Here is a 26,552-nt window from a genome sequence, read left to right as displayed (position 1 = left end):
CGGCCGCCGCGGGGCTGAATCGCCGCCGCGGGTCCGCCACGGAGAAGATCGCCGTTTGCCTCGTCGTCTCGTCGAACTACCGCTGCTGCGCCGGCTGAAGCCCGGGCTCCATGTCTACGAGGAAGAGGCCCTGAACGCCGAGCCGGGGCTCGCGCTGCTCGACGAGTCGATCACGCCGATCGATTCCTTCTTCATCCGCAACAACGGCGAATTGCCCGAGATCGGCGACGAGCGCGAGTGGACGCTGACGATCGACGGTGAGGTCGAGCGGCCGACCGTCTGGACCGTCGCGGGGCTGCGCCAGCGCTTCGAGGAGGTCACGGTCACCGCCGTCCTCGAATGCGCCGGCAATGGCCGTTCGCAGTTCTCGCCGGCAACGGACGGGCTGCAATGGCGGCTCGGCGCCGTCGGCTGCGCGCGCTGGACCGGCGTGCGGCTGGCGGATGTGCTCGAACATGCGGGGCCGAAGCCGAGCGCCGTCTATACCGCGCATCATGCGCCCGACCGGCAGATCGGGAAGCCGGAGAAAGCTGCGCTCTCGCGCGGTCTGCCGATGGCCAAGGCGCTGGCCCCGGAGACGCTGATCGCCTTCGCGATGAATGGCGAGCCGCTGCCCCGCCTGCATGGCGGCCCGCTGCGGATCGTGGCGCCGGGCTATCCCGGCTCGGCCTGGCAGAAATGGCTCGACCGGGTCAGCCTGCGCCCCATCGAGCATGACGGCGAGAAGATGCGCGGGACGGATTACCGGCTTCCGATCCAGCCGATGCGCCCGGGCGATGCACTCGAACCGGCGAATTTCGCGGTGATCACCGATATGCCGGTGAAATCGCTGATCACGACGCCCGTCGATGGCTTCAGTGTCAAATCCGGCGAGCGTCTGACGGTCGGCGGCTTTGCCTGGAGCGGCGCCATTCCGCTCGCTTCGGTCCAGCTCTCCAGCGACGGCGGCGAGAGCTGGCAGGAGATACCATTGCAGCCGGGCGAGGGGGTCTTTGCCTGGCGGCGCTTCGAGACGGAGATTTCCGCCGAGCGGGCCGGCCCGTTCGTGATCATGGCGCGGGCGCACGACGTTGCCGGCAACAGCCAGCCTCTCGAAATTGTCTGGAATCCGCGCGGTTACTGCAATAATCAGGTGCAGCGCGTGCGCGGCTCCGCGGTTGCTTGAAGATTTGAACCTTTTTCGGCGCTGCCGCGTCTAATGTCCGGGCCCGCCGCTTCGGCAAGGCTCCGCCGCCCCGGTCTCTCCTCCTCCCTCCCATCGGCGACCGGGGCGGCTACTCCCATTCGCCAAAATCATAGCGCGCTGATCTTGTACGGAACCACGCCGTCATCCCGGGCTTGACCCGGGATCCATTCCGGAGCGCTTCCGTTGAAGGTTCAGGCATGGATCCCGGATCTCCGCTTCGCTGCGTCCGGGATGACATGCGTTTCAATTAAGAAGCTATGCCGCGAGAAGGGCCTTCCCATCGGCCGCGTGGCCGGTCACCGCCACGATCTCGCCCGCCGCGATGTCGCGATCGAAACGGACCAGGGTGAAATCCTCGGCCCGGCCGGTGTTGCCGCGCTCGGTCAGGACGCTGAGCGGCCGCCCGACGCGCTCGGCGAGGTGCCGCTCATGCGCGGCGCCCGCCGCCATCCGCAGACGCGCCGCCCGCTCGGCAACCACCGAGCCGGGCAATTGCGGCATGCGTGCCGCCGGCGTTCCGGGGCGGGCGGAATAAGGGAAGACATGGACGAAGCTCAGCCCGCATTCCTCGACCAGCGCGACGGAGCGGGCGAACATCGCCTCGTCCTCGGTCGGGAAGCCGGCGATGAGGTCAGCACCGAAGACGATATCGGGGCGCAGGGCGCGGATATCGGCGCAGAAGCGGACGGCATCTTCGCGGCTGTGGCGGCGCTTCATGCGCTTGAGGATGAGATCGTCGCCGGCCTGCAGCGATAGATGCAGATGCGGCATCAGCCGCGCTTCGGTCGCGAGCAGATCGCGCAATGTGTCGTCGACCTCGACGGCATCGATGGAGGAAAGGCGCAGGCGCGGCAGCTCGGGCAGGGCCCTCAGGATCGCCCGAGCGAGCGCGCCCAATGTCGGCTCATTCGGCAAGTCGCGCCCGTAACTGGTGAGGTCGACGCCGGTCAGCACGATCTCCTGTGCGCCTGCCTCCACCAAACGGCGGCACTGGGCGATCACGTCGCTCGCCGGCAGCGAGCGCGAATTCCCGCGGCCGAAGGGGATGACGCAGAAGGTGCAGCGGTGGTCGCAGCCGTTCTGGACCTGGACGAAGCCGCGCGTATGGCCGGCGAAGCGGCCCGTCACCGGCGCCCGCAGCGTCGTGCGCGCCATGATGTCGCCGACGTCGAGCTTGTCCTCGGCCGGAGCATCGGCGTTCCCGAGGCTGTTCGAGCGGACAAGCGCGGCCCAACTTTCCGGGCGCAGCTTCTCGTCATTGCCGAGAACCCGATCCGCCTCCGGCATCGCCGCAAAGCGTGTGGGCTCGATCTGGGCGGCGCAGCCGGTGACGATGACCGGGCGGTCGGGCTGCTCGCGCTTGAGACGGCGCACGGCCTGCCGCGCCTGCCGCGTCGCCTCGGCGGTCACGGCGCAGGAGTTGACGATGGCGGCGTGCTTCAGCCCGGCGGCATCCGCCTGGAGCTTCAGCGCCTCGCTCTCGACGATGTTGAGGCGGCAGCCGAAGGTGACGACCTCCAGCGGCATCAGGCGGCGCTCGCGAACAGCGCCGGATCGAGCGTGCCTTCCCATTCGAACTCGACCGGGCCGGTCATGAGCACATGGCCGTCGCTCTCGCGCCATTCGATGGTGAGGTCGCCGCCCGGCAGGCTGACCGTGGCCTTGCGGGCGGAAAGTTCGCGCCGGACGGCCGCGACCAGCGCCGCGCAAGCGCCCGAGCCGCAGGCCTGGGTGATGCCGGCGCCGCGTTCCCAGACGCGCAGCACGATGTGATCGGGCGCCTTCACCGCCGCGAGCTCGATATTGGCGCGGTCGGGGAAGATGGGGTGGTTCTCGAGCAGCGGGCCGATCTGCTCGAGATTGTAGGCGTAGGGGTCCTCGACGAAGAAGACGGCGTGGGGGTTGCCCATATTCACGGCGCAGGGGGTGTGCAGGATCGGGTTGTCGATCGGGCCGATCTGCAATTCGAAGCGGCTGGTATCCTCAAATGGCTCGGCCAGCGGGATTTCGTCCCAGGCCAGGCGCGGCGCGCCCATGTCGACGGTGAATAGGGTCTCGCCGTCGCGGATCGTGGGCAGCAGGCCGGCCTTTGTCTGTAGGGCAAGGCGGCTCTTCGCGGGATCGCCCATCTCGGGATCGGCGATCATCGCCCAGGCGACGCAGCGCGTGCCGTTGCCGCAGGCGCCGGCCTCGGAACCGTCCGTATTGTAGATGCGCACGAAGGCGTCCGTGCCGGGCGTCACGGCGTCGTGCAGCACCATCAGCTGGTCGAAGCGGGCGCGGGGCTCGGAGGCGATGGCGCGGGCCTCGGCCTCGCTGACGCGATGCCTGGTGCCGCGCAGGTCGAGCACCGTGATCTGGTTGCCGAGCCCGTTCATTTTCAGGAACCGGCGATGAGCCAGAGCGTTCATTTGGTCACACGTCCCATGAATACGGGGTCTATGGCCGAGGCGACGTGAAAAAGCCACCCTCATCCCCGTTCCTGCGAGAAGGTGGACATTCTATGCTGCGCTGCAAGGGCGCGAATCGCGTGAAACTCAGGGCCGTGACAATGCGTGATTCTCGGCGGTATTCCCGGATTTGTGTTCTGGCGTTCGCCGGCATGGCGAGCGTATCCAGCAATATGGCTTTGGCGCAGGGGCGCGTGGCCCCGCCGAGCCCCGTCGAGTCAGCGCCGCTCGCGCCGCCGCCCGGCGCTGCCCCCGCGCAGGCTCCTTCGCCTGCACAAGTGCCTTCGGCTCCGGCTCAGACGCCGCCGACTGCTGTCCCCGAGGCGCAGCCCGGTCCGCAGCCGGTACAACCTGCTCCTTCGCTTCCCGGGCCGGTGACGCCCCAGCCTGTCCAGCCGGCACCATCCATGCCGCTAGAGCCGCAGCCGGTGCAGCCGCCGCCGACCCTGCCTGCGCCGGGCCAGCCGCTTCCGCCGGCTCCGTCGCAGCAGCAGACCGGTGTGCCCGATCCCAATGCGACGTTGGCGGGCAAGGGCTCCGACAGCAGCGATGTCGCCGGGGTGACTCTCGCGCCCAAGCCTGTCCTGACGATGTCGGGCCAGGCGACCTGGGACCAGGGGTTCCAGAAGCTGGCGGACAGCTTCAAGGCCCTGCGCGCCGAGGCCCAGAGAAGTGGGTTGGCGGTCGCCGGGCGCCCGCTCACGCTCTTCGTCGAGACGACCGATGACGGCTTCCGCTTCGATGCGATGCTGCCGGTCGCAATTCCCGCCGGTGGACAGGCGCCCTCGCTCAGCCCCGATTTCAGGATGGGGACGTCACCGGCAGGCCGCGCGTTCCGCTTCCTGCATCAGGCGCCCTATGACGACATCGACTCGACCTACGAGACGATCACCGCCTATCTCGAAGCGAAGAGCATTGTCGTGAAGGATTCCTTCCTCGAGGAATATGTCAGCGAGCTCAACGATCCCGGCGATCCGAACCTCGAAATCAACGTCTACGTGCAGCCGAAATAGGGGCTGAGTTTCCGGCGCGTCATTCCGGGGCGCGCCGAAGGCGTGAGCCCGGAACCCAGAACCGAAGCCGCCCATCGGAAGGGCCCTTGCGATCGAGGACTGTTGCGGAAAGCGCATCGTTTCCGGGTTCCGGGCTCATCGCTGCGCGATGCCCCGGAATGACGGCGCGGCGCCTACCCTATCCAGCTCAGCCCCGGCCGCATCGGCCTGAAGCGTTCTTCCGGCAGCCCGGCCTCAGCCAGCGCGGCCTTCAGCGCCGCGGGCGGGCGCTCTACGCCTTCGTCGGTGAGCTGGAACGTCCCCCAGTGATGGCCGATCGCCTGCTCGGCGCGGAGCGCCAGCATCACCTTCACGGCCTCGTCCGGGTTCATGTGGTTGTCGGACATGAACCAGCGCGGCTCGTAGGCCCCGATCGGCAGCACGGCGAGGCGGAACGGCCCGTGCTCGCGGCCAAGCCGCTCATAGAGCGAACCGTCGTGATAGCCGGTATCGCCGATGTGGAAGATCTTCGTGCCCGCAGCTTCGATAATGTAGGAGCACCACAACGCCATACGCCGGTCGAAGGCGCCGCGCGCCGACCAGTGGTAGCTCGGCACCAGCGTGACCGCGACGGTATCGGAGAGCTGCAGCCGCTCGTTCCAGTCATGCGCCTCGGTGCGTGCATCCGGGATGCGGGCCCTGACGATCGAGTCGTTACCGAGCGGCATGATCAGGCGCGGCCGATCGCGCTGGTGGAGGCGTGCCAGCGTCTCGATATCGAGATGGTCGTAGTGGTTGTGGGTGATGAGGACGGCGTCGATCGCCGGCAGGTCGTCGAAGGCGACGCCGGGCGCATTCACCCGCTTCGGCCCGATGAAGGAGAAGGGGCTGGCGCGCTCGGAATAGACCGGGTCGATCAGCAGGTTGAGGCCACCGACCTGATAGAGGAACGAGGCGTGGCCGAGATGGACGATGCGGGCGCCGTCGACGCGGGCCGGCGGCTTGTCCTGCGGTGGGGTGCCATAGGCTAGCGGGAAGGCCTCGCGCTCGCGCTTGCCGGTCTGCCAGCGCAGCACGTCGAGCAGACCCTTGCTGACGGTGCGCCCGTCGCTGAAGAGGACACCGTCGAAATGGTCGCTGACGGGGCCTTGATAATAAGGATTGCGGGAGCGGGAGATCGCCGCCCAGGCCGCGCCGGTCGAGGCCAGCAGGGCACCCAGGCCGAGGAATGAGAGAAGCTTGCGACGGTTCATGGCCAAGGAGAAGTAGGACGCCGCGACGCAGCGTCAAGCCTCCTGCGATTTGATCGCCAAGGCGTGAAGCCAGCGCGCGGCCATGCCGTCATAGCCCGAACCCATGTCTTCCTCGATCCGCAGAGATTGCCAGCGAGGCTTCTCGCCGAAGGCCAGCTGCAACTCGTCGGTCGAGAGATAGTTGAAATAGCGCCCGAGACCGTCCCGCCCCTCTGCCTCTCCCGCCTTGAAGCTGGCATAGAGGATTCCGCCCGGCCGCAAGGCGTCATGGATGCGGTCTATGATGCCGGGCAGGGCCGGGCGCGGCGCATGCAGAAGGCAGGCATGCGCCCAGATGCCGTCATAGGCCTCGACCTCGTCCAACTGCTCGAAAAGCAGCACACCGACCGGGCGGCCGAGCCGCTGCTCGGCCTGTTGTGCCAGCTCCGGCGAACCATCGGTCGGAAACAGGTCGAAGCCGCGCCAGCATCGCCTCGCTGTCCTGGCCGCCGCCGCAGCCGAGCTCGAGGATGCGGGCGCCGGGGCGTAGCGTCCTGGCGAAAAGATCGATCCGTCGGTGCTCCGGCTCGCGCTTGCGCGCGGCGTAGGCTTCCGCCTCGGCGGCGTAGAAGCCGAGCGTCGACAGGTCTTTCGCCGTCATGGTCGCGGAGGCCGTTCGTTCAGTTGCTGCCGGAGCGGATCGCCACCGTCGCGACGCCGGCGCCGATCAGCAGCGTGCCGCCGGCCTTGTTGAAGAGCCCGATCGCGCGGGGATCGCTGACGACGGCGCGGGCGCGGGAGGCGACCAGCGCGTAGCCCATGGCATTGGCGAAGGCGAGGCCGATGAAGGTCGCCTCGAAGATCAGCATCTGCGTCCAGAAATCGCCCTTCGTGTCGAGGAACTGCGGCAGGAAGGCCACGAAGAAGGTGATGCTCTTGGGGTTGAGCGCCGTCACCAGCCAGGCATGGCCGAGCATCTTCCAGGCGGGGGCGGCATCCTCTCGCGGCTTGGCGTCGAGCGTGCCGCCGGCCCGGAACAGCTTGATGCCCAGCCAGATGAGATAGGCAGCGCCGATCCATTTCAGCGCGGTGAAGACCATGGCGGAGGTGGCGAGCAAGGCGCCGATGCCGAGCATGGAGAGCGTCATCGCCGTGAAATCGCCGAGCGCGACGCCCACGGCGATCGGGAAGGCGGTGCGCCAGCCCTGGCCGAGCGCATAGGAGATAACGAGGAGGATCGTCGGTCCGGGAATGACCAGGAGGACGGCGGTGGCGGCGGCGAAGGCGGCCCAGGCTTCGAAGGTCATGATGGGAGGCTCCGTAAAAACCAGAGCCATCACCAAATGCGGTCTCTTGTAAAGAGCCGGGCCCCAGGATTGGAAATCGGTGCCCGGCGTTTTCGGCGAGCCCCGTGTTCTCGGGCTCGCGATGGCTCAGCGCGCGCTGTCGAGGAAGTCGCAGAGGGCTGTCCGGACAGCTCCTTCCGGCGACATCTGGCCGGGTTGCACGGTGAAGGCGATGTCGACGCGCGTGCCGGTCGGCTGCTTGCGCGTGGTCACTTTCAGGAGCTGCGGACGGCCGGAGCCGGTCACCTCCTGTATCGCGGAGATCGTGCCGCTGGCCTTGTCGGTGCGGATGTCCATGAAGTCGCCATCGGCCTGGATCGCCCTGGCGATCGCGGGCAGCACAGCGGCCGGCGGCTTCTTGAAGAGATCCCAGGTCTTGTAGGTAATCTGCGAGACCATCGGCACGCCGGCAGAGTTGAAATTCGTCACGCAAGGCTGTGCCTGACCCACAGTCACGCCTGCGATCAGCAACGGGGCAGCTAGAGCGAATGCTATTCCAGACAATTTGGCCATTGCAGTATGTATCCTCTTTGAAAAGGACGTCATTGCTAGCCGCAAGGGCCACGGCCTGTCATCTCGGAATTTCGCTCGTCAACGCCTTTGGACGGGTACGAGCGGCCCGGTGTCGAGCGTGACGCGCCGCTCGGGGTCGGCGGCGACCACCAGCACCCACCAGGCCCCGTAGCTCGTGCGCGGATCCTTGGCGAGGGCGATACCGTAACGGGTCGCCTCCTTCATCAGGAGATTGGCGTTGTGGCCAGAGGACTGGCGCCAACCGGCGAAGGCTTCCTCGGTCGAGAAGTAGCCGCCGCCGAGATTCTCGGCCGCCCGGGCGCTGTCGATGCCCGCAGCCTGCACGCGCGCGCCGAAGCTGCCGCCGGCATCATGCGAGAGCGCATTTTGCGCGGCCATCGCATCGGCCTGGCGCTGCGCCATCGCCATCAGGCGCGGATCGGGCTTGACCGGGCCGAGGCCGTTGCTGGCGCGATAGGCGTTGAGGATGCGCCCCGCCGATGCCGGATCGAGCGAGACGGCGGCGATCTTCTCGACTGTCCTGGGATTCGGCGGACCGTCTTGGCGCGGACCGCCGGCACAGGCCGCGAGCAGACAGGACAGGGCCAGGAGAGCGAGGACGGAGGAGCGTTTCATGGACCAGCATCGTTGCGAACAGGGAGGCGAGCGATGCCGCCCGATATGGGCCTTTCTGGGGCCGAAAGACCTCAGCCGCACCGCGCGCCGTCGATAACCCGGCAGAAGGCCTTGCGGACTAGAATCCCCCGGCGATCGGCCCGGTCTGGAAGACGCAGGACTGGGCACAGGAATGCGGCAGCGCGCATGAAATTGCAACCAGGGGGTGCGGCCAGCCGGCACGCATTCCCCCAAAACTTGACTTTCGCCATGGTCTTCGGCTTTAAGACCGCATTCGTTTCGCCGACATCGCCGAAACCACATCCGCCGACCGGGCCGCGCCTAGCGCTTCCATGAGCCCGGAGGTCAACGCCCGACAGCGCGTCTGCGCCCTCGGGCGCGAAACCGTTTGGCGATGAGGCTCGGCCGTGAAGGCTTCTTGAGGCAAGCAGGCAGGTCCGCATGTTCGGCACGCTCAGCGACAGACTCTCAGGCATCCTCTCGGGGCTGACCCGCCGGGGTGCGCTGACCGAGGAGGATGTCAACGCCGCGCTGCGCGAGGTTCGCCGTGCGCTGCTGGAGGCCGACGTCGCGCTCGAGGTCGTCCGCAGCTTCACCGACAAGGTGCGCGAGCGGGCCGTCGGCGCCGAGGTTCTGAAGTCGATCACGCCCGGCCAGCAGGTCATCAAGATCGTCAACGACGTCCTGATCGACACGCTCGGCGGGGAGGGCGAGGGCATCGGCTTCGACGCCGTGCCGCCGGTGCCGATCCTGATGGTGGGTCTGCAGGGCTCCGGCAAGACGACCTCGACCGCGAAGATCGCCAAGCGGCTGACGGAGCGGAACAAGAAGAAGGTGCTGATGGCGTCGCTCGATACGCGACGCCCGGCCGCCATGGAACAGCTCGCGGTGCTCGGCACCCAGGTCGGCGTGCAGACGCTGCCGATCGTCGCCGGCCAGTCGGCCGTGCAGATCGCGAAGCGCGCCATCGAGGCGGCGCGGCTGGGCGGCTACGACGTCGTCATGCTCGACACCGCCGGCCGCGTCACGCTCGACGACACGCTGATGGCCGAGGTCGCCGAGGTGAAGGCCGCGACGAACCCGCACGAGGTGCTGCTGGTCGCCGATGCGCTGACCGGCCAGGATGCGGTCAACACCGCGCGCGCCTTCGATGCCCGCGTTGGCCTCACCGGCATCGTGCTGACCCGCATGGACGGCGATTCGCGCGGTGGCGCGGCGCTCTCGATGCGCGCCGTCACCGGCAAGCCGATCAAGCTGGTCGGCACCGGCGAGAAGGTCGGCGAGCTCGAGGATTTCCATCCCTCGCGCGTCGCGAACCGCATCCTCGGCATGGGCGATATCGTCAGCCTCGTCGAGCGCGCGGCCGAGACGATCGATGCCGAGCAGGCGCAGGCGACTGCGCAGCGCATGGCGAAGGGCCAGTTCGACCTCTCCGACATGCGCGCGCAGCTTCAGCAGATGGAGAAGATGGGTGGCATCGGCGGCGTGATGGGCATGCTGCCCGGCATGAAGCAGGCCCAGTCTCAGCTCGCCAGCGCGGGCGTCGGCGACAAGATGTTCAAGCGCATGATCGCCGCGATCGATTCGATGACGCCGGCCGAGCGCAAGAACCCCGACCTGCTCAAGAACAGCCGCAAGAAGCGCATCGCGGCCGGTTCCGGCACCTCGGCCGAGAGCATCAACAAGCTGCTCAAGATGCATCGCGGCATGGCCGACGCCATGAAAATGATGAGCAAGCAGAAGGGCGGCATGCTCGGCAAGCTCGGCAGCATGTTTGGGCTCGGCGGCGGTCTTCCCGCCGGCATGCCCGACCCGTCGAAGATGGATCCTGCCCAGCTCGCCGAACTGCAGAAGCAGCTCGGCGCGGGCGGTGGCTTGCCCTCGATGCCCCCTGGCGGTTTCCCAGGGCTTCCGAAGGGCATCACGCCCCCGGCCGGCATGATGCCGAAGCTGCCGGGCCTCGGCGGCGGCGGGCTGCCCGGGCTGGGCGGACCGTTCGGCAAGAAGAAGTAGCCTTCACCATTCAACACGACTTCAAACTTCAAACCAAAGGAAGAAGACAATGTCCCTCAAGATTCGCCTGACCCGCGGCGGCGCCAAGAAGCGCCCCTACTATCGCATCGTCGTCGCCGACGCCCGCTCGCCGCGCGATGGCCGCTTCATCGAGAAGATCGGCTCCTATGATCCGATGAAGCCGAAGGATTCGGCCGAGCGCGTCGTTCTCGACCTCGAGAAGGTCCAGTCCTGGCTCGCCAAGGGCGCCCAGCCGACCGACCGCGTGCTGCGCTTCCTCGATGCCGCCGGCATCGCCAAGCGCCCGGCCCGCAACAACCCGAACAAGGCCGTTCCGGGCGAGAAGGCCAAGGAGCGCGCCGAGAAGAAGGCCGAGAAGGCTGCTGCCCCGGCCGCCGAAGCCTCCGCCGAGGCGTGAGCTTGTCTTGAAGACGGGGCTCCGTCATTCCGGGCGACCGAAGGGAGACCCGGAATCCATCGTAGAGCGTCACCGCCCTTCGATGGATTCCGGCGCTGCGCCGCTTTGCGGCTTGGCCGGAATGACGAGCCATGTCTGACAATCAACTCATCCTGCTCGGTATCGTCGGCGCGCCGCATGGCGTGCGCGGCGAGGTCAGGATCAAGACCTTCACCGGCGATCCGCTCGCGATCGCCGGTTACGGCCCGCTGGTCGACCGCAAGGGCCGAACCTACGAGATCGATGACGTCCGCCCCGCCAAGGAGGTGGTCGTCGCCCGGCTCAAGGGCGTGACGACCCGCGAGCAGGCGGAAGCGCTGAACGGCGTCGAGCTGCTCGTCGCGCGCGACAAGCTGGCCGCGAGCGAGGATGAGGATGAGTTCCTGCATGCCGATCTGATCGGTTGCACCGTCATCGGCCCCGATGGGGCGACGCTCGGAACCGTCACGACGGTCGAGAATTACGGCGCGGGCGACCTGCTCGATGTCGAGACGCCGGACGGGCGCTCGGTGCTGATACCCTTCACCAAAGCTGTCGTGCCGCGCATCGACATCGCCGCAAGGCGGATCGAGGCCGAGCCGCCGGCTGGATTGTTCGAACCCGACGACGGTCAACCAGATGATGCCAAGCGATAAGCCGGCCCGCGCGCTGATCTTCGACATGGACGGCACCATCGTCGACAACATGCGCTTCCATGACGATGCCTGGGAAAGCTGGCACGTCAGCAACAGCCTGCCATTCGACCGCAACACTTTTGCCGCGCGCACTGCCGGCATGGCCGGCAACGAGATCATCTCCTCCTATTTCCCGCAGGCGGCCGTCGCCGAGCTGGACGCGATGAGCGATTCCAAGGAGGCGCTCTATCGGGAGGCCTACCTGCCGCATGTCGCCGCAAACGCCGGCTTCCTCGACCTGATCGCGCGCGCCGAAGCGGCCGGCATCCCGATGGCGGTGGCGACCGCCGCGCCGCCAGCGAATATCGAGGTGGTGCTCGACACGCTCGGCCTGCGCCAGCGCTTCGCCACCATCGTCTCGCCGAGCCAGGGTTTCCGCGGCAAGCCGCATCCGGACATGTTCCTGGCCGCGGCCGAGCGCATGAAGGTTCAGCCCGCCGACTGCATCGTCTTCGAGGATGCGCCGCTGGGTGTCGAGGCCGCGCATCGCGCCGGCATGCGCGCCATCGCCTTGCTCACGATGCTCGATGCCGGCGGCTTCGCGGCCTATGGCAACCTGATCGCCTCGGTTCGCGATTTCACGGCGCTGGACGGGTTGCCGGCACTGCGCTTCAGTTAGCTTCCAATCGGTGTGTCGTCCCGGACAAGCGGCGCAGCCGCGCCAATCCGGGAACCATGCCTGAACTCTTTTCGATTACGCTCAGGCATGGATCCCGCGTTTGCGCTTCGCTTCGCACGGGATGACGGCGGTTTTTCAAACGCTGGACTGGACTAAGCCATGCCCTTCCATGCCTCGATCCTGACGCTCTACCCGGAGATGTTTCCGGGCCCGCTGGGCATCTCGCTGGCGGGCGAGGGGCTGCGCAAGGGCTTGTGGGCGCTCGATGCGCACCAGATTCGCGAGCACGGCATCGGCCGCCATCGCAATGTCGACGACAACCCGGCCGGCGGCGGCGCCGGCATGGTGCTGCGCTGCGACGTGCTGGCGGCGGCGATCGATGCCGCCGTGCCGGCCGAGGATGAACGCCCGCGCCTGCTGATGTCTCCGCGCGGGCGGCCGCTTCAGCAGCGCCAAGTGCGCGAATGGGCTGATGGCCCCGGCCTCGTCATCATCTGCGGGCGCTTCGAGGGCGTCGACGAGCGCGTCATCGAGGGGCGCAACCTGATCGAGGTCTCGATCGGCGACTACATCCTCTCCGGTGGCGAGATGGCGGCGCTGACGCTGCTCGATGCCTGCGTGCGCCTCATTCCCGGCGTGATGGGCAAGGAAGCCTCGGGCGAGGACGAGAGCTTCGAGAACGGCCTGCTCGAATATCCGCACTACACCCGCCCGCGCGAATGGGAAGGCAGGGGCCTGCCGGAGGCGCTGCTCTCCGGCGACCATGCCCGCATCGCGAAATGGCGACGCCAGCAGGCGGAGACGATCACGCGGGAGAGAAGGCCGGACCTGTTGAATCCTTCTCCCCGCGGGGGAGAAGGTGGCAGCGCGAAGCGCTGACGGATGAGGCAAGGCCGGCGATGACGGCCCTCATCCGTCTGCTTCGCAGACACCTTCTCCCCGAAGGGAGAAGGATTCTACGGCGGCGTCAGTGGCAGCTTCTCGGCCAGCCACCCACCCGGCCCAAGCACGCCGCCCCGCACCGCCGCGAGATCGCGCCAGCCGCGTCCGGCCAGCTTCTGCGCGACGGCCACGGCCTGCGCGCCGGTGCGGTCGATCAGCGCGATGCGCTTGCCGGGATTGTCGAGGCGAAGCCCGGCGAGGCGGACCTCGAAGGCCGGCGCATCGGCATCGAACGCTAGGGCGCCCTGCGGCAGGCCGGTATCGGCCCATTCCTCCGCGCTGCGGATATCGATCAGCAGGATTCGCTTTGCCTGAGCGGCTTCAAACGCTTCGCGCGGGGAGAGGGTGTTCGCGCTCTGCCCGAAAACGAAAGAGGCCGGGAGCACGAGGCTCCCGGCCAGAAAGATTCGGCGCGTTGCGGCGCCGGTCGCCATCGTCTCAGCGCAGCTCGGCGCAGAAACGCTGGATGCGGCGGCAGGCCTCTTCCAGCTTCTCGTCCGAGGTGGCGTAGGAGATGCGGAAGTTCGGGCCGAGACCGAAGGAGGAGCCGTGCACGGCCGCGACGGCTTCCGTCTCCAGCAGGCCCATCACGAGATCCTCATCGGTCTCGATCACCTTGCCGCTCGGCAGCTTCCTGCCGATCAGCTCCGAGCAGTCGGGATAGACGTAGAAGGCGCCTTCCGGCACCGGGCACTTCAGGCCGCGGGTCTGGTTCAGCATGGAAACGACGAGGTCGCGGCGGCGCTCGAACGCCTTCCTGAAGACCGGGATGTGATCCTGCGTGCCGTCGAGAGCTTCGACCGCGGCCCATTGCGAGATCGCCGAGGTGCCCGAGGTCTGCTGGCCCTGGACCAGGTCCATGGCGTTGATGAGCTGCTGCGGGCCAGCGGCGTAGCCGATACGCCAGCCGGTCATCGCATAGGACTTCGAGACGCCGTTCATGGTCAGCGTGCGCTCGTAGAGGGCGGGCTCGATCTGCGCCGGCGTGACGAACTGGAAGTCGCCATAGACGAGGTGCTCGTACATGTCGTCGGTCAGGATCCAGACATGGGGATGGCGCATCAGCACATCCGTGAGCTTCTTCATCTCGGCGTGGCTGTAGGCGGCGCCCGAGGGGTTCGACGGCGAGTTCAGGATCACCCACTTGGTCTTGGGGGTGATCGCCTTCTCGAGGTCTTCCGGCTGCAGCTTGAAGTCGTTCTTGAGATAGGTCTCGGCGAAGGTCGCCGTGCCGCCGCAGAGCGCGACCATCTCGGGATAGCTGACCCAGTAGGGCGAGACGCAGATCACCTCGTCGCCGGGGTTCAGCGTGGCGAGCAGCGCGTTGTAGATGACGTGCTTGCCGCCGGTCGAGACGATGGTCTGGCTCGCCTTGTAGTCGAGGCCGTTCTCGCGCTTGAATTTGCGGGCGACGGCCTCGCGCAGCTGCGGGATGCCGGAGACCGGGGTGTACTTGGTCTCGCCGCGCCGGATCGCGGCGATGGCCGCTTCCTTGATATTGTCCGGCGTGTCGAAATCGGGCTCGCCGACGGAGAGCGAGATCACGTCCTTGCCCTGGGCTTTCAGGTCGCGGGCCTTCTGCGTGATCGTGATGGTCGCTGAGGGCTTCACGCGCTTCAGGGCATCGGCAAGAAAGGCCATGGGACTGATCTCCGGGGAGCGGAAAGGATGCGCCGCAGCAGGCGCGCGCGTGGTCTATGACCTGCCGGCCATGATCGCAAGCGCAACTGCTTGATGTTTTGCAGAAGCGTCATGAATTTCCGCCGTTTGATCCCGCAGCCCGAGCATGCGAAGGCCGGGGAATGACGAGCACAGCCGCAACCATCGCGATCTATGTCGATGCCGATGCCTGCCCGGTGAAGCCGGAGATCTACCGCGTCGCCGAGCGCCACCGGGTTAAGGTCTTCGTCGTCGCCAACAGCTTCATCAACGTGCCCCGCGAGCCATGGATCGAACGCGTGACGGTCTCTGGCGGCTTCGATGCGGCCGATGACTGGATCGCCGAGCGCGTCGGACGCGGGTCGATCGTCGTGACGGCCGACATCCCGCTGGCCGATCGCTGCATCAAGGCTGGCGCCGACGTCATCGGGTCGACCGGCAAACCGTTCACAGAGGCCTCGATCGGCATGGCGTTGGCGACGCGGGACATGATGGAGGACCTGCGGGCGATGGGCGCGGCCAGCGGCGGGCCGAAGCCGTTCTCGCCGAAGGATCGCTCAGCCTTCCTGCAGGCGCTCGACCTCGCGATCCAGCGCTTGAAGCGGGCCGGGCTCGCGCCCTGACGCGTCAGATTTCCGAGAAATCGCCGCCGCGTCCCTTGCCGGCGGCGAAACGGCCGGCACCGGCCGCGCCTTCCGTCGCGATGGTGTGGACGCCTTGTTTCCATTCCTGTTCGAGCGCGGTCCTGACGCTCAGGCCATGTCCGGCGATGGCGCTGGCGCGGTCGGCGCGGACGGCGCCCTGCGGGAAGCGCGCGATCTCCTGTGCCATCGCCTCCGCGACGGCGCGTGCCTGCCCCTTTGGCGCGACCTTCTCGCACAGGCCGATGCGCAGGGCTTCGTCGGCTTCGACCTTCCGGCCGGTCATGATGATCTCGAGCGCGCTGCCCTGGCCGACGAGGCGCGGCAGGCGGACCGTGCCGCCATCGATCAGCGGAATGCCCCAGCGTCGGCAATAGACGCCGAAATAGGCGTCCTCCGCCATCACGCGGACGTCGCACCACAGCGCCAACTCCATGCCGCCGGCCACGGCAGGGCCTTCGACCGCGGCAATCAGCGGCTTGCTCATCTCCAATCGCGAGGGGCCCATCGGGCCGCGCGGCTCCGCACCGGCGGGCGGAAAGGCGAGGCTCTCGACGATCTCGCGTTCGAAACGCTCGGCATCGGTGAAGGCCTGGGCGTATTTCAGGTCCCAGCCGGCGCAGAAGGCGCCGCCTTCGCCCCAGAACACGATCGCGGCGGTCTCCTCATCGCCGTCGAGTTCGAGGAAGGCGCGTGTCAGCGCCTCGGCGCTCTCGGGGTCCATGGCGTTGCGCGCTTCCGGCCGGCTGTGGACGACCGTCGCGACCTTGCCCTGCCTCTCGATGCGTACCGTCATCGGCTGTCCTCCTCTGTTCATGGCGCAGGCTACCCTGCTTTAGCCGGCGCATATCTGGCGCTGGACGCATGTCGCCTTTGCCCGTAAATCTGCCGCGAAATCAGCACCGCCATACAGGCGGGCGTCCGGGAGGAAGTTCATGTCGTTGACCCGCCGTTCCACGCTCGGCCTGATGGCCGGCGCCGTCCTCGCTCCGTCTGTGGCCCGGGCCCAGAGCTTCCCCAGCAAGGTCATCACCCTGGTCGTGCCCTATCCGGCGGGCGGGCCGACCGACGCCATCGCGCGCTTCGTGGCGCAAGACCTCACGGTCGCGTTCGGGCACAACGTCGTCGTCGACAACCGGGCCGGTGCCTCGGGTGCGGTCGGCACGCGTGCCGTCGCTCATGCTGCCCCCGACGGCTACACGATCGTCTTCGGCAACAACCAGACGCATGGCAACAACATGTTCCTGCTGAAGGAGCCCGGCTACGACGCGGTCAAGGATTTCGCGCCGCTCGCCGGCGTCGGCGCCTTCGAGCACGCCTTCGTCGTCCGCAACGACCTGCCGGCCAAGACCATCCCGGAGCTGATCGCGCTCGCCAAGGCCGATCCGGGCAAGCTCAACTACGGCTCGACCGGTGTCGGCTCCGGCTCGCATCTGGCGATGGAGCTGTTCATGCAGCGCACCGGCATCAAGATGACGCATGTGCCGTTCAGGGGCGCCGCGCCGCTGGTGCAGGAGATCATCGCCGGCCGCATCGACATTGCCAATTCGACGCTGCCGAGCGTGCTGGAGCAGATCAATGCCGGCACGCTGAGGGCGCTCGCCATCGCAAGCCCGGAGCGCAACCCGAGCGCCAAGAATATTCCGACGCTGCGCGAGCAGGGCGTCAGCAATGCCGATGCCGATTCCTGGGCGGCTTTCTTCGCTCCCGTAAAGACGCCGGATGACGTGCTCGACACGCTGTCCAAGGCCGTCATCGCCTCGCTGAACAAGCCGGCGACCCGCGATGCCATCCTGAAGCTCGGCTTCACGCTCAAGGTGCGCGATCCCGCCGCGTTCAAGCCCTACCACATCCAGGAAATCGCGACCTGGAAGCAGATCATCGCCGACGCCGGCGTGAAGCCGGAATAAGCGGTATCTCCCCCGCCGTTCCGGGCAGGCCGTCTCAGTGGCGCGCCCGGAACGAAGGTGCCCTTTCGTCGCCGTAAACGCCTCACTTCGTCGTGAGCTCGTCGCAACGGCTTGGTGATCCGCGACGTTGACCTCTATCTCTGGCAGGGCCGGACGATGGATGGGAGACGACGATGCGGTTTGTGTTTGCGGGACTGACGTTTGCGACGGGGACGCTCGGGGCGTTCCTGTCGCAATCCGCCATAGCCCAGCAGCGCTTTCCGTCGAGCGCAGGCGAACTCGTCGTCGAGACCGTCGCCAGCGGGCTGGAAAACCCCTGGGGTCTCGCCTTCCTGCCGGACGGGCGCATGCTCGTCACCGAGCGGCCGGGCCGGCTCAGGATCGTGGAGACCGACGGCAAGCTGTCGCGGCCAGTCACGGGCGTGCCGAGCGTGATGGCGCGCGGGCAGGGTGGGCTCCTCGACGTGACGCTCGATCCCGCCTTCGCACGGAACCGCTTCGTCTACTTCTCCTTCGCCGAGCCGCGCTCGGGCGGCAACGGCACGAGCGTCGGGCGGGGGAAGCTGAACGAGCAGGGCACCGCCCTGACCGGCGTCGAGGTGATCTTCCGGCAGATGCCGACGATCAGCTCGAACATGCATTTCGGCTCCCGCCTCGTCTTCGACCGGACGGGCGCGCTCTTCGTCACCGTGGGTGACCGTTACAGCGAGCGCGACCAGGCGCAGAACCCCGCCAACCATCTCGGCAAGGTCATCCGCATCAGGCCGGAGGGTGGCGCGCCGGCCGATAATCCCAAGAAGCAGGGCTGGGCGCCGGAAATCTGGTCGATCGGTCACCGCAACGTGCAGGGGGCGGCACTGCATCCGGAGAGCGGCCAGCTCTGGACGGCAGAGCATGGCGCGCGCGGCGGCGACGAGGTCAACACGCCGAAGGCCGGGCTGAACTATGGCTGGCCGGTCATCACCTTCGGCATCGATTATTCCGGGACGAAGATCGGCGAGGGCACGGCGAAGCCCGGCATGGAGCAGCCGCTGTTCTATTGGGACCCGTCGATCGCGCCGTCAGGCGCCGCTTTCTACACCGGTCCTGTCTGGCCGGCCTGGAAGAACTCGCTCTTCGTCGGCGCGCTCGCCGGCCAGATGCTGGTCAGGCTCTCCACCGAGGGCGAAAAGGTGACCGGCGAAGAGCGCCTGCTGACCACGATCGGCGAGCGCATCCGCGATGTCAGGCAGGGGCCGGACGGCTTCCTCTACCTGCTCAGCGACGATGCCAACGGCAAGATCCTGAGGGTGCGACCGGCCAGGTGAGCATGAAGGCGCGTCATGCTCAGGCTTGACCCAAGCATCTCTCGCCGAAAGAGGCTCCTCCAGCCTCATATTGCCGGAGATTCTCAGGTCTCCGCGGAGTTTATCCTTGGGCCGATCGAAGAACGGACCCGAGGGCTTCGCCCGAGAATGACGCTCTGCGGGGGCGTCTTACGGCCCGCAATCCCACTCGCTCTCGACGGCGAATACCTTCCGCGTCGCGAGCTGGCCGTCCGGATCGTAGAGGTCGCCGACATAGTATTCGGTGCCAGCCGCGTCATGCGTGCTGCGCTCGACCTGCAGCGACCAGCCATAGCCGAGATGCTTGCCGCCCTGCCAGTTGCGGTGGATCGCGTTCGGCGAGGCGGCGGAGAGGATGCGCGCGCGCTCGCTGCTCGGGCTGCAGGTCGGGCCGGCCATCGCCGCCGCCGGGGCGAGCAGGAGGCCGCAGAGGATCAGTGCCGTCTTGTTCAAGGCAGGTATTCCTGGTCGGTTTGTCGTTGGAGATATCGGCCGGAGGTCGCGTCCTCAGGCCTTGGCGTGGAAGATGAAGAAGGCGCCGGCCGCGATCAGGGCGAAGCCGACGGCATGGCTCCAGGTCAAGGACTCCTTGAGCCAGAACACCGAGAAGCCGGCGAAAACCGTGAGCGTGATGACTTCCTGCATCGTCTTGAGCTCGGCGGCGGAATAGACGGCCGAGCCGACGCGATTGGCCGGCACGGCCAGCATGTATTCCGGCAGTGCGATCATCCAGCTCGCGAGGATGGCGAGCCAGATCGCGGTGCTCTTGTAGCTGAGGTGCCCGTACCAGGCGAAGGTCATGAAGATGTTGGAGCCGAACAGCATCGCGATCGGCAGGATATGGGCGGTGGTCAGGGAGGGCATGCCGGGGGGCTCTCTTCGCGACGGCTTGTTTGGGCGACGGCTGACAACGGGCGTTCGGCGCAACGGTTCCGGCGTTCAGCCGAAGCGAAGCTTCATCGAGATGATGACGAGAACGAGGAGAAGGGTGAGGGCGTTGGCGGCGATGACCGGCCAGGACAGGATCTGGATGCCGTAGCTCAGCCAGAGCGCGGTGCCTGCGGCAAAAAGCCCTTGCGTCCACAGCGAGATCGCGCGGGTGTCGCGGGTGCGGATGGTGCGCCAGGCCTGCGGCAGCCAGCACAGGCTGGTCAGCGTGGCTGCGGCGAAGCCGAGGAGCTCGATGGCGGCTGGCGACATGGCGGGCGAATCGCGGGAGGGATGGTGGTTTTCCCATAGCCGAATTCGCTTCTTCGTGCCGCCACTCTCGATCGTTAACCTCCATTAACCACAGCGGCCTAGCTTCGCGTCATTCATGCGATTCGGTGGAGACCCATGCGCGCAATCACATTGGCCTTGCCACTCGTCCTGCTTGCTTCCGCCGCCCCGGCTCAAGCGGACTTCCAATCCTGCCTCGCCGGCCTGCGTTCGGCGGCTGCGGCCAAGGGCGTATCGAGCGCGACCTTCGATCGGGCCATGGCCGGCGTCGAGCCGGACATGAAGGTCATCGAGGCGATGAACAACCAGCCGGAGTTCAAGACGCCGATCTGGGACTATCTCGGCACGCTGGTCGATGACGAGAAGGTCGCGGAAGGGCGCTCGATGATGCGCCAGCACGCCTCGACGCTGGCGGCGGCCGAGCAGCGCTTCGGCGTCGACCGCCACACCATCGCCGCCGTCTGGGGCGTCGAGAGCGATTTCGGCAAGGCGCGCGGGAAGATGCCGCTCGTGCAGGCGCTCTCGACCGGCGCCTGCCTGGCGCCGCGCCGCAACGCCTTCTTCAAGGGCGAGCTGATCGCGACGCTGCAGATCATCCAGCGCGGCGATGTCAGGCCCGAGCGGCTGTTCGGCTCCTGGGCCGGCGCTTTCGGCCACACCCAGTTCATCCCCTCGACCTATCTGCGCCTCGCGGTCGATGGCGATGGCGACGGCCGGCGCGATCTCGTCGATTCCATTCCCGACGCGCTGCATTCGACCGCGAACTTCATGGCCAAGGCCGGCTGGGTCACCGGCGCGACCTGGGGCTACGAGGTGCGCGTGCCGGACGGCTATTCCGGGCCGACCGGGCGCAACCCGAAGCATCCCGTCTCGACCTGGGCAGCGCGTGGCATCGTGAAATACGACGGCTCGGCGCTGAACGGCACCGGCAATGCCGGCCTGCTGATGCCGGCCGGCCGCAACGGACCGGCCTTCCTCGTCTTCAAGAACTACGACGCCGCCTACAGCTACAACGGCGCGGACTCGTATGCTCTCGCCATCTCCCTCCTGTCCGACCGGCTGCGCGGCCGGCCGGGCGTGCAGGGCGACTGGCCGACCGACGATCTGCCGCTGTCGCGCGAGCAGCGGCGCGAGCTGCAGCGCCTGCTGATCGCGCGCGGCTACAATGTCGGCGAGCCCGATGGCGCGGTGGGCGCGCTGACGCGGGCCGCGATCAAGGAGATCGAGGGAAAGATCGGCATGCCGCAGACCGGCCGGCCCGGAGAGAAGGTGCTGCGCGCGCTGAAGGGCGGGCGGGTCTAGACGCATTGATGGATCTGGAACTCCGCCGTCATTCCGGGGCATTGCGAAGCAATGAGCCCGGAACCCAGAACCGATGCGGCGTGTCGGCAAGGAAACGGAGCCCAGCCGCCCTTCCGGCAGAGGGTGTCGGTTCTGGGTTCCGGGCTCGGGCCTACGGCCCCCCGGAATGACGGCGTGGTTCCATGTCAAAATCAGCAGGTTCCAGGCGCAGCTTTCCAGAAAACGGGTGGCGTCCGCGGCCATGCTGCATGAATGGCTGGTCATCCGGACAAGCCGCGTCAGCGGCGCCGATCCGGGATCCATGCCTGAGCCTTTCGGGGAATCTTCAGGCATGGATCCCGGGTCTTCCTTCGGTCGTCCGGGATGACCCGCTTTGGTTCTTGGAGAATTGGCCATGCGCCGCCTCATTTCCACCGGTTCGCCCTTCGAGCGCTCCTTCGGCTACTCGCGGGCCGTGATCGACGGCGACCTGGTCTTCGTTTCCGGCACGACCGGCTATGACTACGTCACCATGGCGATGCCGGATGATCCGGCCGAGCAGACCCGCAACATCTTCCGCACGATCGGGGCGGTGCTGGATGAGGCCGGCTCGTCGCTGTCGCAGATCGTCCGGGCCCAGTATTTCGTCACCGACCGCAGCTATTGCGAGCCGGTGCTCGGCGTCTGCGGCGAGGTCTTCGGCGAAATCCGGCCGGCCGCCGGAATCTATGTCATCGCCGGGCTGCTCAAGCGGGAAATGAAGGTCGAGATCGAGGTGACGGCGCGGCTGCGGAGCTGAGCGCCTCCTCGGGCGGGCATCCCCGGCTTTCGCATTTTCTGCGGAACCTCATGCCGGCCGGGCCGTTCTTCGAGCATAGGGATAGCAAAGGGCGACCTTCGGCTTCGTCGCAGATGAAGGACATCCAGATGCTCAGGAATATCGTTTTCGCCGCCGGCCTCGTCTTGCTGCCCGCCGCCGTCATGGCGCAGGGCCAGGGCCAGCCCAACGGCCTGCCGGAAGCGCCGTCGATGCGCAGCGAGCTTGCGCCGCGCTTCAAGGAATACGTCATCACGCAGCGCCCGACCTCCTTCACCTACGCCCAGCCGCTCGCAGTCGGCACGGTGCTGCCGCAGCAGGGCGTGGTCTATCGCGAGGTGCCGGCCGAATACGGCGTCAGCAACTACCGCTATACCGTGGTGAACGACCGCGCCGTGCTGGTCGAGCCCAGCACCCGCCGCGTCATCCAGATCATCGAGTGACCGCCGCGTCGCGAGCGGCACTCGCGGCCTGACGGTCAAGAAGGCCCGCCCCGACAGGGGCGGGCTTTTTGCGTGGCGGCTCTGCGGGGCTTCGGCTTGCATGGCGGCGCCCCGCCGCCTATCAGCCTGCGCAGGAAACGACCTGGACACGAGGCTTCACGATCATGGCAACCCACAAGCTCCTGCTGCTCCCCGGCGACGGCATCGGCCCCGAGGTGATGGGCCAGGTCGAACAGATCGTGTCCTGGTTCGGCAAGCAGGGCCTCGGCTCTTTCGAGATCGAGAAGGGTCTCGTTGGCGGCGCGGCCTATGACGCGCACAAGGCCGCGATCTCGGAAGGCGACATGAAGCTGGCGCAGGATGCCGACGCCGTGCTCTTCGGCGCCGTCGGCGGGCCGAAATGGGCCGATGTGCCCTACCAGCACCGGCCGGAAGCCGGGCTGCTGCGCCTGCGCAAGGATCTCGGCCTGTTCGCCAATCTGCGCCCGGCGATCTGCTACCCGGCGCTAGCCTCGGCCTCGTCGCTCAAGCCCGAGGTCGTCGAAGGCCTGGACATCCTGATCGTGCGCGAGCTCACCGGCGGCGTTTATTTCGGCGAGCCGAAGGAGATTGTCACGCTGGAGGACGGCTCCAAGCGCGGCGTCGACACCCAGATCTACACGACCCCGGAAATCGAGCGCATTTGCCGCGTCGCCTTCGAACTGGCGCGCACCCGCCGCAACAAGGTCTCCTCGGCCGAGAAGCACAACGTTATGAAGACCGGCGTGCTCTGGAAGCAGACGGTCACCGCGCTCCATGCCGCCGAATATGCGGATGTCGAGCTCGAGCATGTGCTCGCCGACAATTGCGCCATGCAGCTCGTGCGCTGGCCGAAGCAGTATGACGTCATCGTCTGCGACAACCTCTTCGGCGATATCCTCTCCGACGTCGCGGCGATGCTGACCGGCTCGCTCGGCATGCTGCCGTCGGCTTCGCTGGGCGCGGAAGACCCGGCCACCGGCAAGCGCAAGGCGCTTTACGAGCCCGTCCATGGCTCTGCGCCGGACATCGCCGGCAAGGGCCTTGCCAACCCGATCGCGATGATCGGCTCCTTTGCCATGGCGCTGCGCTATTCGTTCGGCGCCGGCGAGGCAGCCGACCGGCTCGAAGGCGCGATCGCCGACGTGCTCGGCTCGGGCACCCGCACCAAGGACATCGCCGCACCGGGCGCCAACGCCGTCTCGACCAGCGAGATGGGCCAGGCGATCATCAAGGCGCTGGAAGCGCGGGGCTGAGAATATCTGCGTCATGGTCGGGCTTGACCCGACCATCTCGTAAACCAGCCAAATTCTTCCAGACATGGTCGGGTCAAGCCCGACCATGACCGGCTGGGGAAACCTCTCCCCCTCGTGAATTGCCGTGACCCCGCTTTCGTGGCCTAACAGCGGCCATCGAAACGGAGTATGTCCGTCATGCTGATCAAGCGCCGTGCCGGCTGGGAAATGCCGGAAAGCCAGGCCACGCCGGAGGGCGCCTTCCTCAACCGCCGCCAGTTGATTGGCGCAGGGGCGGGGCTGATCGTGGGGGCTGCGCTGCCGGGAAGCGCGATGGCGCAGACGCCCGATCCGACGCTCGATCTCTATCCGGCCAAGCGCAACGAGGCCTACAAGATCGATGTGGCGCTGACGGCTGAGGGGGACGCCGCGAACTACAACAACTTCTACGAATTCGGTATGTCGAAGGACATCGTGGACGCCTCGCGGCGGCTCGCGACGCGTCCCTGGTCGATCCAGGTCGATGGCATGGTCGAGAAGCCCTTCGAGATCGGCTTCGACGATCTCGTGCGCAAGCTGCCGCTGGAAGAGCGGCTCTACCGCTTCCGCTGCGTCGAGGCCTGGGCGATGGCCGTGCCCTGGACCGGAATCCCGCTCAAATCCTTTGTCGCGCTCGCCAAGCCGCTCTCTTCAGCGAAGTATATCCGCTTCGAGACCTTCCTGAACCCCCGCGTGGCGCCCGGCCAGGGCCAGCGCTGGTATCCCTGGCCCTATACCGAGGGGCTGACCATCGCGGAGGCGACGAACGAGCTGCCGCTGCTGGTGACGGGCATCTACGGCAAGCCGCTGCCGACGCAGCACGGTGCGCCGATCCGATTGATCACGCCGTGGAAATACGGCTTCAAATCGGTGAAATCGATCCGCAAGATCAGCTTCGTGGCGGAGCGGCCGAAGACCTTCTGGGAGGGGCTTCAGGCCTCGGAATACGGCTTCTGGGCCAATGTGAACCCGGCGGTGCCGCATCCGCGCTGGAGCCAGGCGAGCGAGCAAGTGCTGGGCTCGCGCGACCGGCGGCCGACTCTGATCTATAACGGCTATGGCGAGCAGGTCGCAGGGCTCTACAAGGGGCTGGAGGGCGAGAAGCTCTTCATGTGAGCCGGCCTCTGCTGCCAGCTTTCGGGTGCCCTGGCCGCTATCCGGCATGCTAGATCAGTTCCGTCCACGCAGCGGACCGGGAGAGCGACCATCGCCACCCAGCATTTCCATCTCTTCGAGACGGCGATCGGCACCTGCGCGCTGGCCTGGGAAGGCGAGCGGTTCATCGGGGCGCAACTGCCGGAAGGCGACGAGGTGGCGGCGCGTCGGCGGCTGGCGCGGCGCTTTCCCGAGGCCGAGGAGGCCGGGGCGGAGAGCTTCGTCGCCGATGCCGTGGCATCGATCCGGGCTTTGCTGACCGGCGAGGCGCGCGATCTCTCGCACCTTCCGATCGCGATCGAGGCGGTCTCGGATTTCAACCGCAAGGTCTATGAGGTCGCGCTCGCCATCCCGCCTGGCGAGACGCTGACCTATGGCGAGGTCGCGGCTCGCATCGGCGATCCCGGCGCGGCGCGGGCCGTCGGCGTGGCGCTCGGCCAGAACCCGTGGCCGATCATCGTGCCCTGCCACCGCGTTCTCGCGGCCGGCGGCAAGACGGGCGGTTTCTCGGCCGATGGCGGCGTCGAAACCAAGCTCAGGATTCTGACGATCGAGAAGGCGCGCACCACCGCCGAGCCCAGCCTGTTCGACGCGCTGCCGCTCGCTGCCCGGCCGCCGCGGCAGTAATGCGGCTGGGTGGAAACTCGGCCTTCGCGCTTGAATTGCTGCAATGGTGCCCTTGCAGGCGACCGGCTTGCTCCGGGATCGCCGAGGCCTCTACTGTCGCGGCACTTTCCGCCCAGTAACGAGGAATACCATGGCCAAGTTGAAGCTCGCCATCGTCGTCGGCAGCACGCGCCGCGAGTCGATCAACCGCAAGCTGGCGGAGGCTCTGGCCAAGCTGGGAGCGGATGCCTTCGAACCCTCCTTCGTGCGGATCGACGATCTTCCCCTGTTCAACCAGGACCTGGAAGCCGACCGCCCCGAGCCGACGCTGCGGCTGAAGCGAGAGATCGAGGCAGCTGACGCCATCCTGATCGTCACCCCCGAGCACAACCGTTCGATCCCGGCCGCGCTCAAGAATGCGATCGATTGGGCCTCGCGCCCCTATGGCAAGAATTCCTGGGCCGGCAAGACCGTGGCGGTGACCGGCACGAGCGGCGGCGCCGTCGGCACCGCCGTCGCCCAGAACGAACTGCGGATGATCATGACCAACCTCGCCGGCGTCGTGGTCGGCGGGCAGGTCTTCATCACCTTCAAGGAAGAGCTGATCGACTCCAACCACGAGATCACCAACGAGGGGACGCGCAGCTTCCTGCAGGGCTTCCTCGACGGTTTCGCCAAAATCGCCGGCAAGCTCGCCGCCTGAGCGACGAGACCGCCGCACGCAATCGGAAGGCACCGCTTATGGGCGGTGCCTTTTCTTTTGTCGGGCCTCCGAGGCGCAGCGCCGCGGTCGATCAGGAATACTGGAATGGACAAAAAAAGGGCCGGCGTCCCCGAGGGGAGCCGGCCTTGAAAGTTTGAAACATCTGGCGAAACGCCAAACATCTCAGAGGGGAACGGCTGAAACGAACTCAACGCCGGGAGGAGATTGCGGAGCCCGTTCCGAACAACCGTGAGTACAATATCGAGCATGACTTGCCGTTTTGCAATGCAACATAGCTTGGGTCCGCCATGCGCTGGCTGCATGAACTAAGGGCAGATGGCGCGAATTTGAGCCTAAATGATTGAGAAATATGCGTTCATTGCAGGATGCGGCCGGCACGGAGAGGCTGCTAAGGCCCTCTCGCAGTCGAATTCCCGCGGTT

The 26,552-nt window shown here is 67.1% G+C and carries 29 protein-coding genes and 1 pseudogene; 17 read left to right on the top strand and 13 right to left on the bottom strand.

All coding sequences use genetic code 11. From position 1 onward, the window contains the following. The first annotated feature begins 55 nt into the window (after window positions 1-55). The gene (locus tag NWE53_RS10750) at window positions 56-1,165 is read left to right on the top strand and encodes a sulfite oxidase (protein WP_265054292.1); all 1,110 of its coding nucleotides are present in this window, start codon (window positions 56-58) and stop codon (window positions 1,163-1,165) included. A 276-nt stretch (window positions 1,166-1,441) separates the two neighbouring features. Here the strand turns inward: NWE53_RS10750 and mtaB are convergent, their stop codons facing one another. Next, window positions 1,442-2,713 carry a tRNA (N(6)-L-threonylcarbamoyladenosine(37)-C(2))-methylthiotransferase MtaB gene (gene mtaB, locus NWE53_RS10745; RefSeq protein WP_265054291.1) on the bottom strand — a complete coding sequence of 424 codons (1,272 nt, stop codon included), beginning with the start codon at window positions 2,711-2,713 and terminating at the stop codon, window positions 1,442-1,444. Beyond that, a complete protein-coding gene (dapF, locus tag NWE53_RS10740; RefSeq protein ID WP_265054290.1) occupies window positions 2,713-3,597 on the bottom strand; it encodes a diaminopimelate epimerase in 885 nt (294 codons plus the stop codon). The genes mtaB and dapF overlap by 1 nt, the downstream gene beginning before the upstream one ends. A 446-nt stretch (window positions 3,598-4,043) precedes the next feature. On the opposite strand from dapF, the gene NWE53_RS10735 reads away from it, so the two are divergent. Continuing rightward, a complete protein-coding gene (locus NWE53_RS10735; protein WP_265054289.1) occupies window positions 4,044-4,649 on the top strand; it encodes a GyrI-like domain-containing protein in 606 nt (201 codons plus the stop codon). Window positions 4,650-4,822: 173 nt separating this feature from the next. Here NWE53_RS10735 and NWE53_RS10730 read toward each other — a convergent pair whose 3' ends face one another. The 5 genes and pseudogenes from NWE53_RS10730 to NWE53_RS10710 all read right to left on the bottom strand — a co-directional run bounded on the left by NWE53_RS10730 (window position 4,823) and on the right by NWE53_RS10710 (window position 8,355). Next, window positions 4,823-5,881 (bottom strand): MBL fold metallo-hydrolase, encoded by a 1,059-nt coding sequence (locus NWE53_RS10730; protein WP_265054875.1) that lies wholly within the window; start codon window positions 5,879-5,881, stop codon window positions 4,823-4,825. Between the two features lie 33 nt (window positions 5,882-5,914). Then, window positions 5,915-6,521: pseudogene (locus tag NWE53_RS10725) on the bottom strand (class I SAM-dependent methyltransferase). A 19-nt stretch (window positions 6,522-6,540) separates the two neighbouring features. After that, entirely contained in the window at window positions 6,541-7,167 is a 627-nt protein-coding gene (locus NWE53_RS10720; RefSeq protein WP_265054288.1) for a LysE family translocator, read from the bottom strand. A 126-nt stretch (window positions 7,168-7,293) separates the two neighbouring features. Beyond that, a complete protein-coding gene (locus NWE53_RS10715; protein ID WP_265054287.1) occupies window positions 7,294-7,635 on the bottom strand; it encodes a hypothetical protein in 342 nt (113 codons plus the stop codon). Window positions 7,636-7,797: 162 nt separating this feature from the next. Beyond that, a complete protein-coding gene (locus NWE53_RS10710) occupies window positions 7,798-8,355 on the bottom strand; it encodes a CAP domain-containing protein (RefSeq protein WP_265054286.1) in 558 nt (185 codons plus the stop codon). A gap of 441 nt (window positions 8,356-8,796) precedes the next feature. Here NWE53_RS10710 and ffh point away from each other — a divergent pair, with 441 nt between their 5' ends. From ffh to trmD, 5 genes are all read left to right on the top strand, one after another. Further along, window positions 8,797-10,368: a signal recognition particle protein gene (gene ffh, locus NWE53_RS10705; RefSeq protein WP_265054285.1), complete on the top strand. Its 1,572-nt coding sequence runs from the start codon at window positions 8,797-8,799 to the stop codon at window positions 10,366-10,368. A gap of 49 nt (window positions 10,369-10,417) precedes the next feature. Then, entirely contained in the window at window positions 10,418-10,786 is a 369-nt protein-coding gene (gene rpsP / locus NWE53_RS10700; RefSeq protein WP_265054284.1) for a 30S ribosomal protein S16, read from the top strand. A gap of 131 nt (window positions 10,787-10,917) precedes the next feature. Next, window positions 10,918-11,460, top strand: coding sequence for a ribosome maturation factor RimM (gene rimM / locus NWE53_RS10695; RefSeq protein ID WP_265054283.1), 543 nt, complete (start codon window positions 10,918-10,920; stop codon window positions 11,458-11,460). Next, entirely contained in the window at window positions 11,444-12,118 is a 675-nt protein-coding gene (locus NWE53_RS10690; protein WP_265054282.1) for an HAD family hydrolase, read from the top strand. Before rimM ends, NWE53_RS10690 begins: the two co-directional genes overlap by 17 nt. Before the next feature lie 159 nt (window positions 12,119-12,277). Then, a complete protein-coding gene (gene trmD / locus NWE53_RS10685; protein WP_265054281.1) occupies window positions 12,278-12,997 on the top strand; it encodes a tRNA (guanosine(37)-N1)-methyltransferase TrmD in 720 nt (239 codons plus the stop codon). Window positions 12,998-13,074: 77 nt separating this feature from the next. Here the strand turns inward: trmD and NWE53_RS10680 are convergent, their stop codons facing one another. Next, entirely contained in the window at window positions 13,075-13,446 is a 372-nt protein-coding gene (locus NWE53_RS10680) for a rhodanese-like domain-containing protein (RefSeq protein ID WP_265054280.1), read from the bottom strand. Window positions 13,447-13,498: 52 nt separating this feature from the next. After that, window positions 13,499-14,701 carry a pyridoxal phosphate-dependent aminotransferase gene (locus NWE53_RS10675; protein WP_265054279.1) on the bottom strand — a complete coding sequence of 401 codons (1,203 nt, stop codon included), beginning with the start codon at window positions 14,699-14,701 and terminating at the stop codon, window positions 13,499-13,501. Window positions 14,702-14,862: 161 nt separating this feature from the next. Between NWE53_RS10675 and NWE53_RS10670 the strand changes: the two genes are divergently transcribed. Continuing rightward, window positions 14,863-15,342, top strand: coding sequence for a YaiI/YqxD family protein (locus NWE53_RS10670; RefSeq protein WP_265054278.1), 480 nt, complete (start codon window positions 14,863-14,865; stop codon window positions 15,340-15,342). 4 nt (window positions 15,343-15,346) lie between these two features. Here the strand turns inward: NWE53_RS10670 and NWE53_RS10665 are convergent, their stop codons facing one another. Continuing rightward, window positions 15,347-16,156: a crotonase/enoyl-CoA hydratase family protein gene (locus NWE53_RS10665; RefSeq protein WP_265054277.1), complete on the bottom strand. Its 810-nt coding sequence runs from the start codon at window positions 16,154-16,156 to the stop codon at window positions 15,347-15,349. 139 nt (window positions 16,157-16,295) lie between these two features. Here NWE53_RS10665 and NWE53_RS10660 point away from each other — a divergent pair, with 139 nt between their 5' ends. Together NWE53_RS10660 and NWE53_RS10655 are read left to right on the top strand one after the other, a co-directional pair. After that, window positions 16,296-17,270 (top strand): Bug family tripartite tricarboxylate transporter substrate binding protein, encoded by a 975-nt coding sequence (locus tag NWE53_RS10660; protein WP_265054276.1) that lies wholly within the window; start codon window positions 16,296-16,298, stop codon window positions 17,268-17,270. 173 nt (window positions 17,271-17,443) lie between these two features. After that, complete coding sequence (locus NWE53_RS10655) at window positions 17,444-18,577, top strand: PQQ-dependent sugar dehydrogenase (protein ID WP_265054275.1); 1,134 nt, start codon at window positions 17,444-17,446, stop codon at window positions 18,575-18,577. 168 nt (window positions 18,578-18,745) lie between these two features. Here the strand turns inward: NWE53_RS10655 and NWE53_RS10650 are convergent, their stop codons facing one another. The 3 genes from NWE53_RS10650 to NWE53_RS10640 form a co-directional block, all read right to left on the bottom strand. Beyond that, complete coding sequence (locus NWE53_RS10650; RefSeq protein ID WP_265054274.1) at window positions 18,746-19,048, bottom strand: hypothetical protein; 303 nt, start codon at window positions 19,046-19,048, stop codon at window positions 18,746-18,748. Window positions 19,049-19,102: 54 nt separating this feature from the next. After that, window positions 19,103-19,459, bottom strand: a complete 357-nt coding sequence (locus NWE53_RS10645; RefSeq protein WP_265054273.1) for a DMT family protein — start codon at window positions 19,457-19,459, stop codon at window positions 19,103-19,105. A gap of 75 nt (window positions 19,460-19,534) precedes the next feature. Beyond that, entirely contained in the window at window positions 19,535-19,795 is a 261-nt protein-coding gene (locus tag NWE53_RS10640) for a SemiSWEET family sugar transporter (protein WP_265054272.1), read from the bottom strand. Window positions 19,796-19,930: 135 nt separating this feature from the next. Between NWE53_RS10640 and NWE53_RS10635 the strand changes: the two genes are divergently transcribed. From NWE53_RS10635 to NWE53_RS10605, 7 genes are all read left to right on the top strand, one after another. Continuing rightward, a complete protein-coding gene (locus tag NWE53_RS10635) occupies window positions 19,931-21,115 on the top strand; it encodes a lytic murein transglycosylase (RefSeq protein ID WP_265054271.1) in 1,185 nt (394 codons plus the stop codon). Window positions 21,116-21,509: 394 nt separating this feature from the next. Next, window positions 21,510-21,893 (top strand): RidA family protein, encoded by a 384-nt coding sequence (locus NWE53_RS10630; RefSeq protein WP_265054270.1) that lies wholly within the window; start codon window positions 21,510-21,512, stop codon window positions 21,891-21,893. A 128-nt stretch (window positions 21,894-22,021) separates the two neighbouring features. Further along, complete coding sequence (locus NWE53_RS10625) at window positions 22,022-22,354, top strand: DUF1236 domain-containing protein (RefSeq protein WP_265054269.1); 333 nt, start codon at window positions 22,022-22,024, stop codon at window positions 22,352-22,354. A 164-nt stretch (window positions 22,355-22,518) separates the two neighbouring features. After that, the gene (gene leuB, locus NWE53_RS10620; RefSeq protein WP_265054268.1) at window positions 22,519-23,628 is read left to right on the top strand and encodes a 3-isopropylmalate dehydrogenase; all 1,110 of its coding nucleotides are present in this window, start codon (window positions 22,519-22,521) and stop codon (window positions 23,626-23,628) included. A 177-nt stretch (window positions 23,629-23,805) separates the two neighbouring features. After that, complete coding sequence (gene msrP / locus NWE53_RS10615; RefSeq protein ID WP_265054267.1) at window positions 23,806-24,762, top strand: protein-methionine-sulfoxide reductase catalytic subunit MsrP; 957 nt, start codon at window positions 23,806-23,808, stop codon at window positions 24,760-24,762. Between the two features lie 90 nt (window positions 24,763-24,852). Continuing rightward, a complete protein-coding gene (locus tag NWE53_RS10610; protein WP_265054874.1) occupies window positions 24,853-25,428 on the top strand; it encodes a methylated-DNA--[protein]-cysteine S-methyltransferase in 576 nt (191 codons plus the stop codon). Between the two features lie 130 nt (window positions 25,429-25,558). Further along, on the top strand, window positions 25,559-26,110 hold the full coding sequence (locus tag NWE53_RS10605) for an NADPH-dependent FMN reductase (protein ID WP_265054266.1): 552 nt from the start codon (window positions 25,559-25,561) through the stop codon (window positions 26,108-26,110). Window positions 26,111-26,552 lie beyond the last annotated feature (442 nt).

This window comes from Bosea sp. NBC_00550, from assembly GCF_026020075.1.
Classification (GTDB): Bacteria; Pseudomonadota; Alphaproteobacteria; order Rhizobiales; family Beijerinckiaceae; genus Allobosea.
Note: the sequence above shows the minus strand (reverse complement) of the source record. Positions and strands in the feature narration are given on the sequence as shown.